The sequence below is a fragment of the Natrinema thermotolerans genome (assembly GCF_031165565.1).
Lineage (GTDB): Archaea > Halobacteriota > Halobacteria > Halobacteriales > Natrialbaceae > Natrinema > Natrinema thermotolerans.
Genome location: NZ_CP101873.1, coordinates 4,112,731 through 4,130,241, shown reverse-complemented (window position 1 = coordinate 4,130,241; position 17,511 = coordinate 4,112,731). Strand labels below are relative to the sequence as shown.

23 protein-coding genes and 2 pseudogenes are annotated in these 17,511 nt (G+C 58.3%); 8 read left to right on the top strand and 17 right to left on the bottom strand.

What is annotated here, in order from left to right; translation table 11 throughout:
- Positions 1-15: 15 nt before the first annotated feature.
- Positions 16-2,274 carry an AAA domain-containing protein gene (locus NP511_RS21335; protein WP_049967134.1) on the bottom strand — a complete coding sequence of 753 codons (2,259 nt, stop codon included), beginning with the start codon at positions 2,272-2,274 and terminating at the stop codon, positions 16-18.
- A 487-nt stretch (positions 2,275-2,761) separates the two neighbouring features.
- Positions 2,762-4,276: an amidohydrolase family protein gene (locus NP511_RS21330; RefSeq protein ID WP_006648261.1), complete on the bottom strand. Its 1,515-nt coding sequence runs from the start codon at positions 4,274-4,276 to the stop codon at positions 2,762-2,764.
- A 165-nt stretch (positions 4,277-4,441) separates the two neighbouring features.
- Between NP511_RS21330 and NP511_RS21325 the strand changes: the two genes are divergently transcribed.
- Positions 4,442-5,044, top strand: a complete 603-nt coding sequence (locus tag NP511_RS21325; RefSeq protein WP_158413772.1) for a helix-turn-helix domain-containing protein — start codon at positions 4,442-4,444, stop codon at positions 5,042-5,044.
- A 151-nt stretch (positions 5,045-5,195) separates the two neighbouring features.
- On the opposite strand, the gene NP511_RS21320 is transcribed toward NP511_RS21325, so the two are convergent.
- The 12 genes from NP511_RS21320 to NP511_RS23060 form a co-directional block, all read right to left on the bottom strand.
- Entirely contained in the window at positions 5,196-5,468 is a 273-nt protein-coding gene (locus NP511_RS21320) for a PadR family transcriptional regulator (protein WP_006648263.1), read from the bottom strand.
- 186 nt (positions 5,469-5,654) lie between these two features.
- Positions 5,655-5,948 (bottom strand): PadR family transcriptional regulator, encoded by a 294-nt coding sequence (locus NP511_RS21315; protein WP_006648264.1) that lies wholly within the window; start codon positions 5,946-5,948, stop codon positions 5,655-5,657.
- A gap of 182 nt (positions 5,949-6,130) precedes the next feature.
- Positions 6,131-6,643, bottom strand: a complete 513-nt coding sequence (locus NP511_RS21310) for a PIN domain-containing protein (protein WP_049967135.1) — start codon at positions 6,641-6,643, stop codon at positions 6,131-6,133.
- Positions 6,644-6,946 (bottom strand): hypothetical protein, encoded by a 303-nt coding sequence (locus NP511_RS21305; protein WP_049967136.1) that lies wholly within the window; start codon positions 6,944-6,946, stop codon positions 6,644-6,646.
- Positions 6,947-7,036: 90 nt separating this feature from the next.
- A complete protein-coding gene (locus NP511_RS21300; protein WP_049967137.1) occupies positions 7,037-7,378 on the bottom strand; it encodes a PemK-like protein in 342 nt (113 codons plus the stop codon).
- Positions 7,375-7,734, bottom strand: a complete 360-nt coding sequence (locus NP511_RS21295; RefSeq protein WP_006648268.1) for a MarR family transcriptional regulator — start codon at positions 7,732-7,734, stop codon at positions 7,375-7,377. The genes NP511_RS21300 and NP511_RS21295 overlap by 4 nt, the downstream gene beginning before the upstream one ends.
- Positions 7,735-7,827: 93 nt before the next feature.
- Positions 7,828-8,163 (bottom strand): DUF7558 family protein, encoded by a 336-nt coding sequence (locus tag NP511_RS21290; RefSeq protein WP_049967138.1) that lies wholly within the window; start codon positions 8,161-8,163, stop codon positions 7,828-7,830.
- Complete coding sequence (locus tag NP511_RS21285) at positions 8,163-8,453, bottom strand: DUF8069 family protein (RefSeq protein ID WP_049967139.1); 291 nt, start codon at positions 8,451-8,453, stop codon at positions 8,163-8,165. The genes NP511_RS21290 and NP511_RS21285 overlap by 1 nt, the downstream gene beginning before the upstream one ends.
- Positions 8,454-8,596: 143 nt before the next feature.
- On the bottom strand, positions 8,597-8,800 hold the full coding sequence (locus NP511_RS21280; protein WP_233274395.1) for a hypothetical protein: 204 nt from the start codon (positions 8,798-8,800) through the stop codon (positions 8,597-8,599).
- A 74-nt stretch (positions 8,801-8,874) separates the two neighbouring features.
- Positions 8,875-9,021 (bottom strand): hypothetical protein, encoded by a 147-nt coding sequence (locus NP511_RS21275; protein WP_162472658.1) that lies wholly within the window; start codon positions 9,019-9,021, stop codon positions 8,875-8,877.
- Positions 9,022-9,046: 25 nt separating this feature from the next.
- On the bottom strand, positions 9,047-9,601 hold the full coding sequence (locus NP511_RS21270) for a DUF7342 family protein (protein ID WP_084158370.1): 555 nt from the start codon (positions 9,599-9,601) through the stop codon (positions 9,047-9,049).
- A gap of 159 nt (positions 9,602-9,760) precedes the next feature.
- Entirely contained in the window at positions 9,761-9,997 is a 237-nt protein-coding gene (locus NP511_RS23060; RefSeq protein ID WP_486642038.1) for a DUF8030 family protein, read from the bottom strand.
- A gap of 250 nt (positions 9,998-10,247) precedes the next feature.
- Here NP511_RS23060 and NP511_RS21265 point away from each other — a divergent pair.
- Positions 10,248-10,409: pseudogene (locus NP511_RS21265) on the top strand (DUF7342 family protein); the annotation flags it as partial.
- 45 nt (positions 10,410-10,454) lie between these two features.
- Here NP511_RS21265 and NP511_RS21260 read toward each other — a convergent pair.
- Both NP511_RS21260 and NP511_RS21255 read right to left on the bottom strand, forming a co-directional pair.
- On the bottom strand, positions 10,455-11,276 hold the full coding sequence (locus NP511_RS21260; RefSeq protein WP_049967142.1) for an SWIM zinc finger family protein: 822 nt from the start codon (positions 11,274-11,276) through the stop codon (positions 10,455-10,457).
- Between the two features lie 132 nt (positions 11,277-11,408).
- The gene (locus NP511_RS21255) at positions 11,409-11,546 is read right to left on the bottom strand and encodes a hypothetical protein (protein ID WP_162834910.1); all 138 of its coding nucleotides are present in this window, start codon (positions 11,544-11,546) and stop codon (positions 11,409-11,411) included.
- A 369-nt stretch (positions 11,547-11,915) separates the two neighbouring features.
- Between NP511_RS21255 and NP511_RS21250 the strand changes: the two genes are divergently transcribed.
- The 6 genes and pseudogenes from NP511_RS21250 to NP511_RS21225 all read left to right on the top strand — a co-directional run bounded on the left by NP511_RS21250 (position 11,916) and on the right by NP511_RS21225 (position 16,970).
- Entirely contained in the window at positions 11,916-13,562 is a 1,647-nt protein-coding gene (locus tag NP511_RS21250; protein WP_049967143.1) for an MBL fold metallo-hydrolase, read from the top strand.
- An 11-nt stretch (positions 13,563-13,573) separates the two neighbouring features.
- Positions 13,574-14,476: pseudogene (locus tag NP511_RS21245) on the top strand (ATP-binding protein); the annotation flags it as partial.
- A gap of 500 nt (positions 14,477-14,976) precedes the next feature.
- Positions 14,977-15,282 (top strand): hypothetical protein, encoded by a 306-nt coding sequence (locus NP511_RS21240; protein WP_049967144.1) that lies wholly within the window; start codon positions 14,977-14,979, stop codon positions 15,280-15,282.
- 2 nt (positions 15,283-15,284) lie between these two features.
- Entirely contained in the window at positions 15,285-16,154 is an 870-nt protein-coding gene (locus NP511_RS21235; protein WP_049967145.1) for an FAD:protein FMN transferase, read from the top strand.
- A complete protein-coding gene (locus NP511_RS21230) occupies positions 16,138-16,425 on the top strand; it encodes a thrombospondin type 3 repeat-containing protein (RefSeq protein ID WP_049967146.1) in 288 nt (95 codons plus the stop codon). The genes NP511_RS21235 and NP511_RS21230 overlap by 17 nt, the downstream gene beginning before the upstream one ends.
- Positions 16,425-16,970: a hypothetical protein gene (locus NP511_RS21225; RefSeq protein ID WP_049967147.1), complete on the top strand. Its 546-nt coding sequence runs from the start codon at positions 16,425-16,427 to the stop codon at positions 16,968-16,970. The genes NP511_RS21230 and NP511_RS21225 overlap by 1 nt, the downstream gene beginning before the upstream one ends.
- Here NP511_RS21225 and NP511_RS21220 read toward each other — a convergent pair whose 3' ends face one another.
- Positions 16,971-17,510 (bottom strand): winged helix-turn-helix transcriptional regulator, encoded by a 540-nt coding sequence (locus NP511_RS21220; protein WP_049967148.1) that lies wholly within the window; start codon positions 17,508-17,510, stop codon positions 16,971-16,973. It abuts the gene before it with no gap.
- Position 17,511: the final 1 nt, after the last annotated feature.

Below are 17,511 nucleotides of genomic sequence, written 5' to 3'. Positions count from 1 at the left end.
AACCGAACCGTGCGGTCACTTGGGAACAGGAATGAACTCTGGTTCGACTTGACGTAGTCTCCCGGTGCTCTCGAGGAATGAGTAGAGATCGTCGTACAGGCCAGTGTTTTCGTCGGTGCCGTCTGGGGATGAGCGTAACGTGTACCAGTCGCCGACGATCGCACAGAACCGCTGGGCGCGAGTCATCGCGACGTTCAATCGCCGAGGACCGTCAATTGGACGCCCGAGGAAACCTGTCTCGCCTGCTGCGTTACTTCGAACTAACGAAATTACGATTGCGACCTTTTCGCTTCCTTGGAAGGAGTCGATCGTGTCGACCGTGATGTCCCTTCCAGAATCAATATGTCTCGCTAACTTCTTTCGAATAGCGTTAGCCTGGGCCGTGTATGGCGTAATGACGCCGACTTCGGATGGGCTGAGATCTGCATCGGCGAGCAGTTCGCCGACGATATGGGCAACGAGTCGCACCTCTGCGTCGTTGCGCTTGGAGTGATCGATCGTCTCCTCGCTCCCACCGATATCATAGCTGACGAACGCCGGACGGTCCTCAAGTGCGGTAACGTCACGCCCTTGCCGCAGGGCCCGGTCGTAGAAGCGGCTGTTCGGAAACCAGGCGATATCGCGATGCATCCGGTACTGCGTTCGGAGCTGGATACCGACACCCTCGTAAATACCGCCGTCAGCGTAGAGGTGTTCGAACAGGGAGAGACCGGCTGCAGACTCTGGCGGCTCCTCGGTTGCACTGAATGGCGGCAATTGCTTGTGATCGCCTGCGAGGATCACTTTGTCCGCTCGCGCAAGTGGAATACACGAGGCGGTGCATGTCGCCTGTGTCGCCTCGTCGAGGACGAGCACGTCGAACTCTCGCTCGAGGGTCGCTGCGCTGCTGTTCGTCGCTGCGACGACATCGGCTAGTCCGTCGCAGGTAGCATACTGGGTGCTAACGACTTCATTTGATGATCTGCTGGCGTTCACGCGTCGGAGTACGAACTCACCGGCACCGTGTTGTGCATGGGCGTGCAGTGATCGGTCGTCGGTCTCAGTCGCTGTACTCGAGCCAGCAACGAGATTGTCGACTGCTTGGTTCGAATCGGCACAGACGAGGACGTCGTCCCCAGCCTCGACTGACCGTCTGACGACTTCGACGAGCGTTCGCGTCTTGCCTGTGCCTGGTGGTCCATGAATGCAGAAGAGGTGATCAGCAAGGAGTGCACAGGACACTGCAAGCTCCTGTTCTTGATTCAGTTCGACATCTTGCTGACTACTCTTGACACCAGCCGTGTCCCCGAAGGTGACTGCTGTGTCGCCTGTCAAGAGCGCGCGTTGATCATCACGCTCGCGAACGCGCGTAATCGCAGCAAGTTCGCGCTCGTACGGAACGGGATTTAACAGTTGAGTGAGCGCAAAATCCCGTCGCTTCTGGCGGAGGAACGCACCGACAGCCGACCGGTTCTCGATCGTATACCAGTCGATAGCGAGACTGACGGTTAGTCCCTCGATCGCATCGACTGTCGCTGGAATCGGGAACACGTCTGGTGAGTGTTCTTTACTTGGTGGGTGTAGGAGCACTTCGTTTCCTTCGAAGATCCGGAATTCGCTCTGGACGACTCGATACGTGTCATGCTGCCGATCTACTTGCCCGTCATCGATTCTGAATCGGTAGACACCATCTTCTGGGTGGCCAAGGGATGCAAGCGATGGAATCGCACTGAACCCCTCGGCACGGAGTGATTCGGGCGTTGACGCGGCTGCTTTTGCTCGGTTTTCATCACGTTGGGCATCCATCTCCGCTTGGACAAACGACTCGAGTTCGTCAAAGAAGGTGTCCGTGTCGTTGTCGTCAGAAAGCGGATTTCGCGGTGGTTCCCGCTCTGCAATGGGAGAGTCGGAGTACGACGGCGGATCGTCAGGCGCGTAATCGGAGTGCCAGAAGCGTACCCGGTTGGCTAGCGATGAGACGGCAAACGTGTCTTGATCGACCGAAGCATAGTCGCCGCCATCATCGTAGATGAAAACATCGCCATGGAGTGCGTGTTCTGTGAAGGCGAGATATTCGCCCGAGAGTGCTGCGCTATTGCGCGCATGGAGTGGAACCACAATCCAGTCGTCTTTCTCGGGATGTACGAGTTGGTCGTGGTAGCTCGCATATTCAACGATCCCATCGATTGGAATGGGGTCATCACGCACCGGTTCGAACGTCTCGTCTGCCGGTGAATGGAGGGCAGCACTCGAGAGGTCGAACTTGCCGATCGCACTCTCGAAGAGGAGAGACATGTCGATCAGAACGAAGCACTGAGTCCTAAATCTTCCCGTTCAGTGAAGTCATCACATGGCTAGTAGTTTTGATAGAGTGTGTCACAGACCACTTCTCATGAGGTTAATTACCTCTACTTCTCGATGAATCGGCCGACAAATGGCTCTGCTTATTGAACAGATAGCGGGGTTTCACTCAGTCGCATAGCCGTTTTAAGGCTTAATACAGTATCACATAGTGGCAACCCCTCTGAGAAGGTTGGGGCCAAGGGAGTGGTTGAGGGGCCACCGCTCCCTTCACGTTATTTGAATTGACCGTATCGTCCCTGTACTAGAACGTCTGGAAAGAGATCCAGTGGTTTGCTATGTACACCTGCGTACTTAGCAATCCAGCGGACTATCGGAGAATCTGATGCGGTGAATCACATCTTCGGCATCTAGATACCACTGGCCGCCGAATGCCACCGGTACGCGCCTCTCCTCTCCTGAGGCAGTTCTATGAACCCTCTCAGAATGGGAATTGATCCTTGGCCGACTGGAACGCGAGCCGTCCGAGCAACTGACTGGGGCCGCGCTTCGGCAGGTCGTGGGCAACATTCAACTTACTCGGCGGGACACTCCCGCCGACCCCGAGTTCCCAGTCCGTCTCCGACTCGAAACGCTCAACCGCAGATTCGACCTGCTCACGCACGGCGTCGGCATCCATTGTTTTCACATCACCGTCTCGCATCAGCACGTCACCGTCCACGATGACTGTCTTCACGTCGGCGGGTACCGCGTTGTTGACGATCTGTGCCGGGATGTTGGTCATGGGGATGAACTTCGGCTTCTCGATGTCGAGCACAATGACGTCGGCGCACTTCCCGGGTTCGAGACTCCCGACCTCGTCATCAATTCCGAGTGCCGCTGCCCCTTCGATGGTGAGCATCCGCACCAGCTCCATCGAGTGGTACTGCCCCGTTGACCGTTTGAGATTAGCTGCGAGCCGGGCCTGCCGCGCTTCGCCGAACAGGCTGTAGGAGTCGTGCCAGTAATGGTCGTCGATGCCCAGCCCAACATCGACACTCGCGTCCCGAAGCTCCGGCACAGGCGTCCACTGCACGTCGCCGTCCGTGTTCCAGTACGCGAAAATCGACGGGCAGTGTGCAACCGACGCGTTCGCGTCAGCAGTTCGCTGGATATCCTCGTTGTTGGCCAGCCGGAAGTGAGCGGCCACCAGCCGATCGTCAAGGAGGCCGATGTCGTCAAGCAGGTCGAGCGAGTCCTCGGCACCATTTGACCGCGCCATCGTATTACTCGCCTCCAGTTCGAGCAGATGCGTGTGAACGAGTAGATCAGGATATTCGTCAGCGAGGGCGGCAGTACGCTCCCACAGCGCTCGTGTACACGACCAGTCATCATGGGGATTGATCGTTGCCCGGATGCGGCCGTCGTACGCGCCGTGGTACTGGTCAATAAACTCGCGGGCGCGTTCGAACTGCTTATCGACCGGGACGTCCCAGAAGAGATCGGAGAGCGCCATCCCAAAGAATCCGCGGAGGCCAGCCTCGCCGAACGTCTCTGCGCCCCCGCTGGGACGGACGTCCATCGAGTTGACGGTCGTGACACCGCCTGCGAGGAAGTTGAGTGCGGCGAGTTCGTATCCCGCGTCGGTAAGGTAGTCGTATTCGCCGTCAGCGATGTGACCGAAAATGGCGGTCATCCCGCTCATCATCTCCAATAGGTCGAGGTCACTGAACGCGCCGATCAATGGCGTCAGCTCCAGGTGGGTGTGTGCGTTGACGAGTCCCGGCATCACGAGGGTACCCTCGCCGTCGATGACACGGTCAGCGTCACAGTCTCGGTCACCGTCTCGTGTCGTTCGCACGTCGGTGAGGACACCGTCTTCGACTACAACCGTGCCGTTTCGGTAGATTCTGTTATCTTCGTCTACAGTCACAACCACTGCGTCGTGTACTACGAGATCCGCGTCGTTGACCGCAACCTCAGTGTTGTCTCCCAACTCAGCGGCATCTGGCGTCATAATTGGAGGTAAGAGGGGTCGTCCGGTGAGCCTTCTGCCGAGTATTGTCATGGGATTTTTAAACAGAGCTGGTGAAACGAGAGGTACGCTCTGCCGATGTCGTTGACTCGACTTCAGGTTTCAGCGACGCTGGCTCCCACAGTCCTTCCGTCATTTTACGCCACGGTGACGGAGTCGTCAGCGATCTCGCAACTGCGGCTCGTTGACTGGAATCTTGCAGCAGAGGACCTAGCAACTGTTCTGTACGACGTTGACGGTGACACGAGTGTGTTCGTTGATGCAGCGCGTGGCACCGATGGAATCGAGGATGTCGCGGCACCCACTTCTACCGGTGGTTCGGGGTACGTGTTGGTCACGGCGAATCCCGACGCACTCCCATTCTTTAGAACGTTTCTCGTGTTGACGGCGCGAGCGGGGTTGCTCGTCAGGTCTCCAGTCGTGTACAGCGACTTCGAAACAAGAGGTGAGGTGGTGGGAGACGCTTCGGCACTGCAAACCGCGGTTGACGCCGCACCACGGACTATCGACGTGACGATCGAGAACATTGGGTCACGTCCGTCGCAACGGACGGACCCATTTTTTGAGCTGAGCAATCGGCAGCGTGAGGCGGTTTTTACCGCGTTCGAACACGGGTACTATCAGCATCCCCGGGAGACAACTCACGCAGAATTAGCCGAAGAGCTTGGGTGCGCGGCCAACACGGTCAGTGAACACCTCCAGAAAGCGGAAGTGAAACTTATCAAGGCGCTCGTAGAGCTTCAGTCGTGACTTTTAGACGCTTGTGACAGATTTTCTATATAGGGGTCTATCGGTTTCTCGTTGATGAAGCACTAGATTGAGTTGTGCACTGGTATGTGTATCCCCTGTACTTACCGATTCGGGAGGGCAAAGCAAGAATCCAGATCGCTTCCGATTTCGATTAGTCGATGTACTGGGATTCCCACTCATAACGATCCTCGATCGCTTGCTCTCCCTCGTCTGTAATTGCGTAGTAGTTTGTGCGCCTGTCGAGTTGTCCTTTCTCGACGAGTTTCTTATTCACGACCGTATCGAGATTCGGGTATAGCCGACCATGATTGATCTCTGAACTGTAGTACTGCTCGATCTCGTCTTTAACATCCTGTCCAGATGGCTTGTCAGCGCCCACGATCACGTACAGCAGGTCTCGTTGGAATCCTGTAAGGTCGTCCATGGCCCAGCCATTCAGGCGAGATGATATTTGTTATTCTACACGTACGTAGGTGTAAGGTAATCCAACTAGTCGATTCTTTATACCACTAGCTGACTCTCGTTCCATTCACGCCATCCTGAAACTATGGTTGTAATAGAGTACTCGGGAGATCAGATCTAGCGCGCACGCTCAGTGGTCAGGGCCGTCTCACTCTGTACTCGAGAGTAGCTCACCGACGTACTGATTTTCCCACTCTCGCCGGGCCTCGAGTTCGCGTTGACCACGCGCTGTAATCGTGTAGTAGTTCGTTCGTTTGTCGGCTTCTCCTTTCTCGACGAGCCCTTTGTCGACGACGTCGTCGAGATTCGGATACAGTCGCCCGTGGTTGATCTCGTTCTCGTAGTACTCCTCGAGTTCGTCTTTGATCGCGAGCCCATGTGGGTTGCTCTGGCCAGCAATCACGTACAAGATGTCACGTTGGAATGCAGTGAGATCGTACATATATGAATGTGAGTGTATCTGCTGATGAAAGTTCCGAGAGCAAGTGACACCTTAGAAATTTCTCGTATGTTGAAGATGTGGGAACGGCGAGACAGACTTGCACAGGGTCTGCGCCGAACAGGGGCCCAGGTACGGACGGGTTCTAGGCGGTGACTGAGAACCGATGGGCGACAGCGTCGGTGTCAGGGCTCCTCGAGCAGTGACCGGGCACGTTGCACGTAGCTGTTTGCGTCCCAGCTGCGGGCATCGCTGATCTCGTCGAGAATAGCACGAGCATCGGCAGCTGACAGCTGTTCGGTGCGAACGAGTACTGAGAGCAGCGTTGGCGTCGTGACGAGCCGGGTATCGGCAAGCGAGGCGTGGACCAGACCGAGTTGATTGAACTCATCACAGAGCAATAGTGTGGCGTCGAGGTCATTCGCGAGGGTGACAGCAGCGTTTTCGCCGTCATCAAGCGGAAATTCGGCGTCGAGATCGACTGATCGTACCTCGAGCGTCTTAGTTCGGTCGAGGACGGTCGTTGCCCCGCGACCATGCACGTCATCGTATGAGGCGATCTCCCGGAGTTCCTCGATGACTGCCATTGGGACGACAACCTCGTAGCAGGACAAGCAGAGCGCGAGTGGATCGGGGTTATCGTCAGCAACGACTCCAAGACTCACGAGGGCGGAGGCGTCAGCGACGAGCGTCGACATTTATGCGTCGGCGACCTCGTCGATGAAGTCTTCGTCCAGTTGCTGTTTCAACACTCGGAGGTTCGCCGCCTCTTCGGCACCGACGAGCGCTTTGAGTTGCTCGAAGGCGATCTCGTCGTCGTAGTAGGCGGCCGCGATTTCCTGCGTGAGCGCGTCGTCATGGGTCGCCTCTTGAAGGTACTCTCGCAGCGCAGTCACGAGGATATCCGTCCGGTCTTCCCCGAGGACGTCTGCAAGGGCGTCGGTCCGGTCGATAAGTCGGTGGGGCGCCCGGAACTGAACGCGCTTTTTGTCGCTACTCATTATGTGTACATTGTGAGCCAGTCCACTTAGCATTTATCGTGTGTACAGTGTGAGCCACGCTCCCCTCACGTCGACGACAGCACGGTTCGCTCAAGAAGAAATGTAGCTGATTAACTGTGTGGCCACGTCCTCGGTCCGTTCGTCAACGAGAGCGGTCATATGGAATTCCACCTCTGTCGCACTGTTGAGGGTTGCGAGCGACCACGGAAGGACGTGACTTCGTTCCCCGAGTGGCTCGCCTTCGTAGTCGTCGTCGTGGAGCGTGAGTGACTCCTCATGGTAGGTCTTCGTGGAGATCAGGACGGTGATCAGCTGTACGCCGTGGTTCGGGAACCGAGGTGTTCCTAGAACAAGCATCGGACGGCCTTTGTCCGAGAGCGGATCGGTCCCCCAGATGATGTCGCCGCGTTCCAGTTCATCGAACGCGGTCACTGCACTTCCTCCATCTCGTCAGTTTTCAACTCCTCGAGATTTTCTTCGCCGTACTGCTCGTCTGCAGTCTGGTGGTGCTGATGAAGCCGGTAGGCGGCTCGAAGCCGGTCTTCGTTGTCTGTGATCGCCCAGTACGGGCGCTTGTGCCGCACAAGACCTCGTTCCTTCAGTCGCGAGAGGATGGCACTGACGGCGTCCGTATCCAGTTCGAGTTGGTCAGCGATCGTCGCCGCCTTCCACGCCCGGTCGTCGTTCTCATCGAGGAATAGCACGATCCGCTCGGTGTCGTTTCGTTCCTCGAATTCGTCGTCGTCGGCGTTCTCGAACTCGTCGATATCGATGGTGCCGCTCGACATAGATTACTGTTGGTAGCGTGGGTGTATAGCTATTTTGGGTGTTTGTTACTAGAGAAGCACACTCACGTCTGAAGGCAGGTCAAACTCTGTTATTCACTTTGTCGGCGTCGTGATGAGGTGCTCCTCGAGATCACGCGTCCAGTAGGTGGCTGGCCCACTCGGACTACATCGCGCACACAGCTGTAGCGAGCCCTCGAGATGGCCGAGTTCGACTCGGAATCGCGTGAGGGCTGCAAGCGCGTCGACGACGAGCCCACAGCCGTCACAGGTGCAGTGATCGCGGTCGCTAGGGTCCGGCTCCGCCTGGATAGCGCAGTCGACACAGATGGGGTGAGAGACTCGCTCATCTTTTCCCCACGTATGTGCCTCACCGGCCTCGGTGCCAGGCAGGGCGTCGCAGAAGGCACAGCCAGCGAGCGTCTGCTGCATCACTCACGCACCTCGTCGGCGTTGCGAGCAGCCGTCCAGCCTTGATGGAAGACAGCAAGCTGAGTGCTCGAGTCAAAGGCAGTCTCACTTGGCTCGTGGATGAATACCCGCTTGCCAGGGACCGGCATTACCACACCGTTATCGATGAGTTCAGTCACGAGCTGACGGGCGGTTGTCTCGCCGAGATCTGCTGTCACGACGCGAGTTGCATCCTGATCACGGGCAACGAGTCTGGCTTCGAACCGGCTGTAATCGTCTGCAGTGTCGTCAATCGGATTCGGATCAGTCATTGTCAATCACATGGCGGCTCACTGTTGAGCGCGCCTCATGCCTCATGGCGCCGATAAACTCACTGCTGGAAGTGCGGTCAGAGGGACCGTATCAGAAGGTGCATACAGATATTAAGCACCCATTCGATTGGGAGTAACCGAGTTCACTCTGGAATCGTCTCCTCGAGTTTTAGAGGAAGTCGCTGAAGACAGGTTTCCAGAAAGCTTAGCGGCGCTTCTGCTTCGAGATACCCTGGTTCGTGGGTTAATTCCTCATCGGTCTCGATCTGGAAATGGGTTGTCCCAAGTTCTTCATGATCATCGTCTTTGTGCCACCCCAGGCTGACTACGTCATCAGCCCACTGCACACGCTGAACGTCAATGTCGGCACGTGGCCGCCATGTGACCTCGAAGGTGGCCTGCTGCCGTGGGAATTCTTCGCCTAAGAATATCTCAGTCTCAACGTCAGCAACGACAGATCGAGGCCGGAGTCGAGATGGACGATACCGAACATCAGAAAGCCCCGGTTCTTTTTCCAGTCGTTCTTTGAGGCGACGAAGTCCTTCGCGCCGAGTGAATCCTCGGCCACCAGCAAGAAAGAGTACCATCTTTCCCTAGCCCTCTTGGGGAAGCGTGTCTGAACCACGATTTGCGAGACGCGGGTCTGCATCGAGTCGCGTTAGCGAACTCTGAAGGCTGATCGCAAGCTGAAGTGCTTCACGCACCTGAATGTTGTATTCCCATTCTTCGATCACTTCGAGGCGCTCGCGTCGATCGTCAGCCGACAGATCCTCACGTCCAATGCTCTGTCGAAGTTTTTCGAGAGATTCAACATTGTACGTTGACTTCCACGAGTCGATTTCCTCACCAATCGTACGCAGTTCATTGGTGAGTTCGTCGACTGACTGCTCTTCAGCAAGGGACCGAACTTCACGGAGGAATTGCGTAATCTCATCGGGCTTGTAGCATGTGCCGTCAGCTGTTTCAATGGCCTCGAGATCTCCTTGATCAGCCATTCGATCAAGGTATTTAACGGCCGTATCTCTCGAGACATCCGCCTCTTCGGCGATCCAGCCAGCATTCCGTGGTGTCGTTCGCGTCAAGGCGACATGCCTGACACGATCTGCACTATCCATCTCTTCTGGCCACACCTGTGATCGGTCGCTCATTACTCGCTTTATGACTCCTATGAACTAATAGTTTAGTGTCTGTCTGAATTATTTTGTACCCTGATGCTGGGGGCGCGGTCGAGTGGAAAGTACTAGGTAATGCGTACTGGAGCCAGTGATCGATATTCAACAGCAGGCTCGAGTACTAAGGGCTGGAGATTACCTCTTGCTGGTCCATCGATCTGTTCTCAGTTGCCACGTTTGCTCCACCTGGAACGTATCTGGTCCCTCAACAGGATGGGGATGACTCTGATTCGTCGCCAGTGACGCGGGTCGTGCGAGGCGATTGATTAGTTCATCACGTACGTCCTGCCGAGACATCGTCTGTTCGTGCCAGCAGAGCCGTTCGTCGTAATGACACTTCCTGAAGAGCTGGCCGGTCGTCTCGGCGGCAATGTACTGAGTTCGTTTGACTCCCCAGACGTTCGACGATCGATACCACGGTTTCGTGGGTGCTGTCGCTCAGAAGTCATTCGCTATCTCGGGGCAGTTTGATCGCCCCGCATCCCTCTCGGGGGTTTGACAAACAACTCCGGAAATGCCGTCTCGCCTCTACTGGCTGGCTGAAGAGGATCGTCCCATCAGCCCGGTCGACCCGGACCAGCCAGTCCGAGGTTCGCTGCACGTGACACAGGACGGACTTCGAGAACTCGTACGCGAAGACGACGTGATCGTCATCTATGACGTCGAGACGTGGGAGGAGACTCTGGAAGATCGCCGGCTCATCAAGCACATGTTGGCGCTCTACTCCGACGTCGAAGCCGCTCGCGAACAGCGGATCAATGTGACTGACTGCGACACAAACTAATTCTCGTGGCTTTCGAACTTGCGGGCGTCATCGAGGGCGACACAGCTACTTGCTGGGTTGCTCGTTCATCTTCTCCCGGAGTTCGACCGCAGCCTTCTCGAAGTGTTCCGCGAGGAACGGCGTTCCCGATGTCGCCCGCTCATTGAGGAACCCGATGGCGTCAGTGACAGCATCAGCGTCGCGCTCCGCGGCCGCGACACAGTCGACGTACCCGTCGAGTGCCCGACTGAACGCACTCGAGAAGTGGTCGTACGCGCCGTCGACACGCTCCATGTTGTCGTCGAGCGACTCGACGAGTGCCCGGTAGACGGTCGCCGCCGACGCGTACCGCTCCTGCTCGCGGTACTCGTTCGCGAGATCGAACCACTGCGTGAAGTCGATGGGCTCGAAGACAACGTGGTACTCAGGGTTTGTCTCTTCGAACCGCCGGGCGATCGAGGCACGAAGCTCGTCAGCCGACTGTCTCGTCGGCTCGCCGACTCGGGCGAGAAACCGGGCGCGGAGATCCGCATCGGTCGCGAGTTCGTCACGCAGGAACGCGCGGAGTTCGTCGGCGTCGACGCCATCGAGTGCGGCGTCGAGCTGATCGCCTTCGTCTGGCGGTGGGTCGTCAACACACCGAAGCAACACGGCGACGACGTGCTTGCACGCTCCCGGCCCGTCGTACGGACAATCACACCACGGGGCAAACCCGTCGGTGGCGAGGTCAACACGGACATCGTACTGACGGCTGCCGCTCACGGCGGCGGTTACGGTGGTGTCGACGCGGTGCATTTCGTGGATACGGCCCTCAGTAAGATATCGTTCGCCACGTTCGAAGACCGCGTCCGTGCAGACATCTCGAACCGTGTCCTCGGTTACGTCCATGTGCGTGTTCCAGTGCGAACGGGAAAACCGATACGTCGATCTCGCTTTCGCTCCGGATTGGAACGGTCTCGCTCTACGAGAAGCCACGGTACTGTTGCAGTACTACGGAGAACCCGCAGCTTGGAGAGAGTCCTACTCGGTCGCGAGTTCGTTGTAGATTTCCTCATGCTCGTCGAGGTCCTGCCGGCCGAGGAACCGAATGAGATACTGCCGCGCCTCCTCGGGGGACATCTCATCGGGGATTTCGGGCTGGTCACTTTCGGCGGCCATACTTACTTCTCACTATGGGATTCGTGGACATAATCGTTCGGTTCGTGTTGTTCATCGTCGCCTGTGTCGTGCTTGGGATCTCTGGGTAGCTGATCTGTGCCTTCGATGCGTGACAGCCACAGGTTGATGGTTGCCTCGTACTCCGGGGCGAGCGGCTCTGTATGCGCTCGTAGATACTTCGAGATGGCCGAGTTCGACGCGGAAGCGCGTGAGCCGGGCGGGACCGTCGGTCCCGCTGGAAGCCGGCGTGAAACGCCGGCGACGCCGCGAGGGCGTCGACGACGAGCCCACCGCTGTCGCAGGGTAGTGACACTTTTGGAAGAAGATCCCCACCCTTTATACAGGGCTTCGATAAAGTAGATAAAACGCATGCGTGTCTCATACCAACATGCGAACATTAACAGCGGCAACGAATCGACGCTGCTGCGATTTACAGCCGCGGATGGCACGCGTGCCTGTATTCTCGTCGACGCGGGAGATGGCGTCAATCTCGACACACTACTCGCAGACGATGAATATCTGAATGCGATCTTACTCACACACCCACATATCGATCACTATCGCACGCTCGCGACGAACGTCCGACACAGTGCCCCGATCTATACCGCAGACACGACTGCCGCGATCCTCGAGCAGGCCCTGCCGGAGGCCACACAGGACAACGACCTCGGGGATGTCTCCACTGCTCTCGACGCGCTCGAACCGATCAACGAATGGACGTCGATCCTTAACGGACTCGAGGTCCGACCGATTGCCGCTGGCCACACGCCCGGTGGGGCAGGGTTCCTGATCCGGTTTCACGACGAGACTGCGACTGACGACCCCTTACATGGCGAGCAGCACATTCTCATCTCGGGCGACTTCACGACGCGACCGTGTGCGGGATTCCCGGGGCTGGCAACATCGTACCCGTTCGATATCGACTGCCTCCTGCTCAACGTCGCGAGCAACGATTCCTACACGACGTCGCTGAACGAGTCCCTTCAGTTGACCCTCGAACACGCGTATGCTGGTTCACGAGTGGTCGTCGCGGCAAGTTCATTGACTGGCGTTCACTACGCGACACTGCTTGGTCACTGTACGGAAGTACTCGAGCGCGAGGTTCCGATCACGCTCGTCGGTCAGGCTGCGAAACTCTACGACAGCCTCGAATACGATGTGTCTGGGGTCGAACCGACAGCAGTCTTCGACCGGCCGAACGAGGTCCTGGCAGATGGCGGGATCACGATTGCAGGACCGGAGACGCCGACGACCGGCAGTACACAGCGACTCCTGCAAGCGATCGGCGACGATCCTGCTGCTGCGTTCGTTCAATTGACGATGGAAGACGAGGTCGACCCGTCAGACACCCGCTGTACCACACAGGCGTTTCCACTGCCGAACCATCCCAGTAGCGAGACGATCTCCAACATCGTTCACGACATCGCGCCGAAAGAGGTCGTCATCAAGCACGCAAACGGTAGCACGCTCAAGGAATTCCAGCGGCGCTTCGACCACTGCTTTACCTGGGGAACGAACGATACAGGGGTCCACTGCCTCTACGAGAACGGCGAGTGGCAGGTTCCCGACTGGATTACCGACTCGACTGCAAGCCGAATTCAAAGTCGACAGTGGGACGTTCTCCAAGAGCAGCCACTCGAGACCGATGTCTCACTGCCCCGCTGTCGACAGAGATCGGTCGATCTCGAAGCGGAAGGTGTCGATCTCGATGCCCTCGAAGAGACGTTTTCACGGCCCATCGAGGATCCGTATGCCGGTTCCGATCCTGGGAACGACGGTTCGAAAGCAGTTGCACGCGATACGGATGACCAACAGACCGATCGATCGTTCGAAGCAGACGTTCTCGCTCGTCTCGAGGCGATTGAAACGACACTCGAACAGTCCGAGGAAACGGTTTCAGCCCGCGTGTTGAGCGATGGTGCGGACACACAGGTCTTGGAACTCCTAGAGCAAGCTAATGTCGAAGCTGGTGACGTGGTTGACGTAACGATCAAAACAGAGCCGAGCGACGACTAGGACGGAACCACATAGATCTCAAACCACTCTCTGTCGCTAACGCACGCCAGTTCTTCCCGGAATACGACCCTGAAACCGCTATCGCTGCGTGGTCGATCTATGGCGGGACACCGTACTATCTCCAGACAATCGACCCTGACCAGGAGGTAGGGAAGAACGTTCAGCAGTCGATCCTCTCGGAACGTGGACTTTTGTACTCCGAGCCAGAGTTCCTGCTGCGAACCGAACTCCGCCAGCCGAACACGTACTTCAGTATCCTCCGCGCACTCGCTCACGGCCGCCGGACGCCAAACGAAATTGCAGGTATGGCCGGCGTCGAGTCGGCCTCACTCAGTACGTACTTACAAAAGCTTCGCCGTCTTCGTCTTATCGAGCGCCACATTCCCGTGACTGAATCGCCGACCTCGTCGAAACGCGGCCGGTATCGGATCGCTGCTCCGCTGTTCCGGTTCTGGTTCCGATTCGTCTACGGCAATCAGGATCAGCTTCGGATGCTCGGCGAGAATGCGTACGAAGAACTTGTCGCGCCCGAACTCGCGGATTACGTGAATCCGCTGTTCGAACGGCTCTGCCAGCGAGTACTCCCAACTCTCGTTGATCGACAGTTCCGGGACATCGGACAGTGGTGGTTCAAGGAACACGAACTGGATGTCCTCGGTCTGACAGAGGACGGGCTTGTCGCTGGGGAGTGTAAGTTCACCTCCAACCCCGTCAGTGAGGGCATCTTGTCCGATCTCGAACGGACAGCGGATGAAGTACGATGGTCAAAGCGACCCACCGGTGGAGAGCCACTGTACGTGCTGTTCAGCCGGTCAGGATATACTGATGATCTCGAACACGCCACCGAAACTCGAGATGATGTCCGTCTTTTCGACCTGTCTGACTTAGTCACCACTGAGTACAACCAAAGCTGACGTTGTGTAGGGTGTCATAGAACTCTTGCCACAGTGTTTATTCCACGGATCCATAACGGAATCATCCGCGAGAGGCTGCTTGCTTATTGATCGCTGGGATTCCTGCCAATCAGAGTATCTGTTCGAAGAGTCGTGATGAATACAGAGCGCGAAAGCAGCACCAGCTAATGAACGTATAGCAGGTATGAAGGCCACCCGGAGAGCCCGCTCGGCTGGAGGAGCACGAGGTCGGTTTCGCCGGCCGCGGCGACGAGTTCGTCGTCCCCGCGCTCACTGACGGGAAGTTCCAACATTTCCTCGTAGAACGCCCACGCTGGCTCGAGAGAGTTGACCTTATGCGCCAACCAGAAGAGCCCTGTGAGCAGAAGTCAGGTGTCTCGAGGCAGGAGCAAAGAACCGCGGGCGATCGGCGATCGGTCCGGACGATTCGACGGTTGGACGAACATTCGATTGATGGACGCGAAACGATAGATAAGGACGTAGCCTACCTGCACTTGCTCATGAGATCCCCACTTCCGACGAACAGACTCGTTTCGCTGACGCTCGCCGGCGCGGTGTTAACTGCTTTCGTCGCGCTCGCGCTGGCAGCCCCCGGACTCGGACTCGGCGTCGATTCGCTGACCGACGACGAGAATCCGACGGTCGCGAGCGATGCACCGACGCCGAACGAGGACTTCACACCGGCAGTCGGGACGCAAGGCGGCGGTGAACACGAGGACGACGAGTACGAAGACGAATACGAGGAACACGAAGAGGAGGAGGACGAAGACGAATACGAGGAATACGAAGAGGAGGAGGACGACTAGCGATGAGTTTGGCGGACTCCCTTACTGCCGCCCGCACGCGACTCGGTGACGCCAGACTGGAGTTTCGGTGCTGTGACACCGACTTCGTGGTTCGGACGACGGGCTACCATGCTAACGCCGCAGCCGAGCGCGCCCGCGAGACCGCGCTGTCACTCGAGGCCGAACTCAACGCGTTCGATCCGGAAAGCACAGTCGCGCGTCTCAACCGGACGGGGCGCGTCGAGAACGAACACGTCGCTCGCTTGGTCCGGCGCGGCCTCGAGTACGGCGAGCGCACCGACGGCGTCTTCGACATCCGGCAGGGGGCGGTCGAACACGACCTAAAGGCGTACCTCCGTGGCGACCGAGAATCGATTTCGCCGGCGTTTGAAACCGGCTCGGTGCGCATCGACGGCGACCGCGTTGTCACCGAGACGGAACTCGACTTGAACGGTCTTGCGAAGGGGTACATCGTCGACCGTGCGACCGCCACAGCGGCGGGGCCGGGCCGACGCGGCTTCGTCAGCGGCGGTGGCGATATGTCGCCGCCGACCGGCACGATCGCCGTCGAGAGCCCCTACGGGGATTCGCGTCCGCTCAAAATCCTCGACACCGACTGGAACGTCGCCACCTCCGGGGGCTATCGCCGGGAGCGCGATGGTGTCGACCACGTCTACGATCCGACGACGGAGCGACTCGGTGCGCGACATGAGTCGGTCACCGTGATCGCGAACCGCGACTGCATGGAAGCTGACGCACTCGCGACGACGCTCGCCGCACTACCGCTCTCGGACGCGCTCGAGCGCGCAGCCGCGTGGCCGGACCTCGAGGCGTTCGTGGTTCACGACGGCGTCTTTCGGATGACAGAGGGATTCGATGCACACGTCGCATAGCGGGACAATCACGGTCATCGCGGTCGTGCTACTCGTCGCCACGATTCCGGTGTTGTGGGGGATCGCTGACGTTCGCGAGACGCAGGCAGTCGACCGCGAGCGGGCGGACCTCGTCGACTCGACGGTGCCGACGAGACAGGCACCGAACGATTACGACGGTGACGGGATTCGTGACAACGCGGATCAGTGCCCGACGCGACCGGAGACGACGAACGGCTTTCAGGATAGCGACGGCTGTCCGGACATCGTTGAGACGACGGGGGCCTCGTGATGGAAATTATTTGGTATCTCGACCGTGGCGCAGCACTCGTCGCCTATCCCGCGCTGTATCTAGCGGTCCTGACGGGGATTCTCTACACCGCGCGGTCGTTCGGTTCGCTCTACCGGCTCTCTCGCCGGGTCCACATCGAAGTGTCGGTGTTTGCGATGCTCATGACGCTCCTCCACGGCGTCCTCGGTATCCTCGACACCTGGTTCATCGTCTCCGGGTCAGCCCCCCAGCCCGCCTACTCGACGACGTACCTGCTCGCTGGTGTCGTGGTCGGCGTCGGGGCGCTGCAGGTGCTCGTCGTCGCGGTCCTCGGCTTTCTCGACGCACAGCGGTTCGACCGACCCTGGGGTCCGCGGGTCGTCCATGCGTTCGCCTACGGCGGGTTCGCGTTCGCGACGATCCACGCAGTCGCCATCGGGACCGATGTTGCGGGGCTGATCCGTCCAGTCTTCGCCCCGGCGATCGCGTTCCTCGGCTACGTCCTGCTGTTGCGCCTGCTGGTGGCCAGCGGGCAGCTGTCGACGCCCGCGACGACGAAGCAGTAGCTAGTAGCTGTCCCACAGGTCGAATAGCCGGTCGACGACTCGATCGGTGAATGTTCGTCGGTGGACCGTGTAGAGATACTGCACGCGCTCTGGATCGCACAGCGCGTATTCGACGCTGCGCCCCTTACGCTCCTTGGTCACGAGATCCGCGTCCTCGAGTTTCGAGAGGTGCCACGACACCGTCGACGGTGACCGCTCGAGGCGATCGCTCAGGTCGGCGGTCGACAGCGCTCCTTCGACGGCGAGGTGGGCGATGATCCGGCGGGCGTACTCGCGTCGCAGCGCGTTCATTACGGCCTGATCTTCCTCGTCGAACTCCTCCGCTGGGTAGTACCGCGTGTACTTCCCGTCGTCCGATTTCTCGAGCAACCCCTGGGTTTCCAGCCGGCGGAGGTGGTACTGCAGTGTTCCCTGCGCATACTCGAGAGCCACGAGGAGAGCCCGAAAGTGGATCCCGGGATTGTCGCGGACGTGCTGATAGATTGTCCGCCGCGATCGCAGCTCCAGCGCCGGGTCCGCGTCGGGGTCGGAGCCCGGCATG

What these genes read in the sequence shown, in the direction of transcription:
- NP511_RS21335 (WP_049967134.1), bottom strand. Translation starts at nt 2,274, where the DNA reads ATGTCTCTCCTCTTCGAGAGTGCGATCGGCAAGTTCGACCTCTCGAGT.
- NP511_RS21330 (WP_006648261.1), bottom strand. Translation starts at nt 4,276, where the DNA reads ATGACGCCAGATGCCGCTGAGTTGGGAGACAACACTGAGGTTGCGGTC.
- NP511_RS21320 (WP_006648263.1), bottom strand. Translation starts at nt 5,468, where the DNA reads ATGGACGACCTTACAGGATTCCAACGAGACCTGCTGTACGTGATCGTG.
- NP511_RS21315 (WP_006648264.1), bottom strand. Translation starts at nt 5,948, where the DNA reads ATGTACGATCTCACTGCATTCCAACGTGACATCTTGTACGTGATTGCT.
- NP511_RS21310 (WP_049967135.1), bottom strand. Translation starts at nt 6,643, where the DNA reads ATGTCGACGCTCGTCGCTGACGCCTCCGCCCTCGTGAGTCTTGGAGTC.
- NP511_RS21305 (WP_049967136.1), bottom strand. Translation starts at nt 6,946, where the DNA reads ATGAGTAGCGACAAAAAGCGCGTTCAGTTCCGGGCGCCCCACCGACTT.
- NP511_RS21295 (WP_006648268.1), bottom strand. Translation starts at nt 7,734, where the DNA reads ATGTCGAGCGGCACCATCGATATCGACGAGTTCGAGAACGCCGACGAC.
- NP511_RS21290 (WP_049967138.1), bottom strand. Translation starts at nt 8,163, where the DNA reads ATGCAGCAGACGCTCGCTGGCTGTGCCTTCTGCGACGCCCTGCCTGGC.
- NP511_RS21285 (WP_049967139.1), bottom strand. Translation starts at nt 8,453, where the DNA reads ATGACTGATCCGAATCCGATTGACGACACTGCAGACGATTACAGCCGG.
- NP511_RS21270 (WP_084158370.1), bottom strand. Translation starts at nt 9,601, where the DNA reads ATGAGCGACCGATCACAGGTGTGGCCAGAAGAGATGGATAGTGCAGAT.
- NP511_RS21260 (WP_049967142.1), bottom strand. Translation starts at nt 11,276, where the DNA reads ATGGACGTAACCGAGGACACGGTTCGAGATGTCTGCACGGACGCGGTC.
- NP511_RS21255 (WP_162834910.1), bottom strand. Translation starts at nt 11,546, where the DNA reads ATGGCCGCCGAAAGTGACCAGCCCGAAATCCCCGATGAGATGTCCCCC.
- NP511_RS21250 (WP_049967143.1), top strand. Translation starts at nt 11,916, where the DNA reads ATGCGTGTCTCATACCAACATGCGAACATTAACAGCGGCAACGAATCG.
- NP511_RS21240 (WP_049967144.1), top strand. Translation starts at nt 14,977, where the DNA reads ATGAGATCCCCACTTCCGACGAACAGACTCGTTTCGCTGACGCTCGCC.
- NP511_RS21235 (WP_049967145.1), top strand. Translation starts at nt 15,285, where the DNA reads ATGAGTTTGGCGGACTCCCTTACTGCCGCCCGCACGCGACTCGGTGAC.
- NP511_RS21230 (WP_049967146.1), top strand. Translation starts at nt 16,138, where the DNA reads ATGCACACGTCGCATAGCGGGACAATCACGGTCATCGCGGTCGTGCTA.
- NP511_RS21225 (WP_049967147.1), top strand. Translation starts at nt 16,425, where the DNA reads ATGGAAATTATTTGGTATCTCGACCGTGGCGCAGCACTCGTCGCCTAT.
- NP511_RS21220 (WP_049967148.1), bottom strand. Translation starts at nt 17,510, where the DNA reads ATGCCGGGCTCCGACCCCGACGCGGACCCGGCGCTGGAGCTGCGATCG.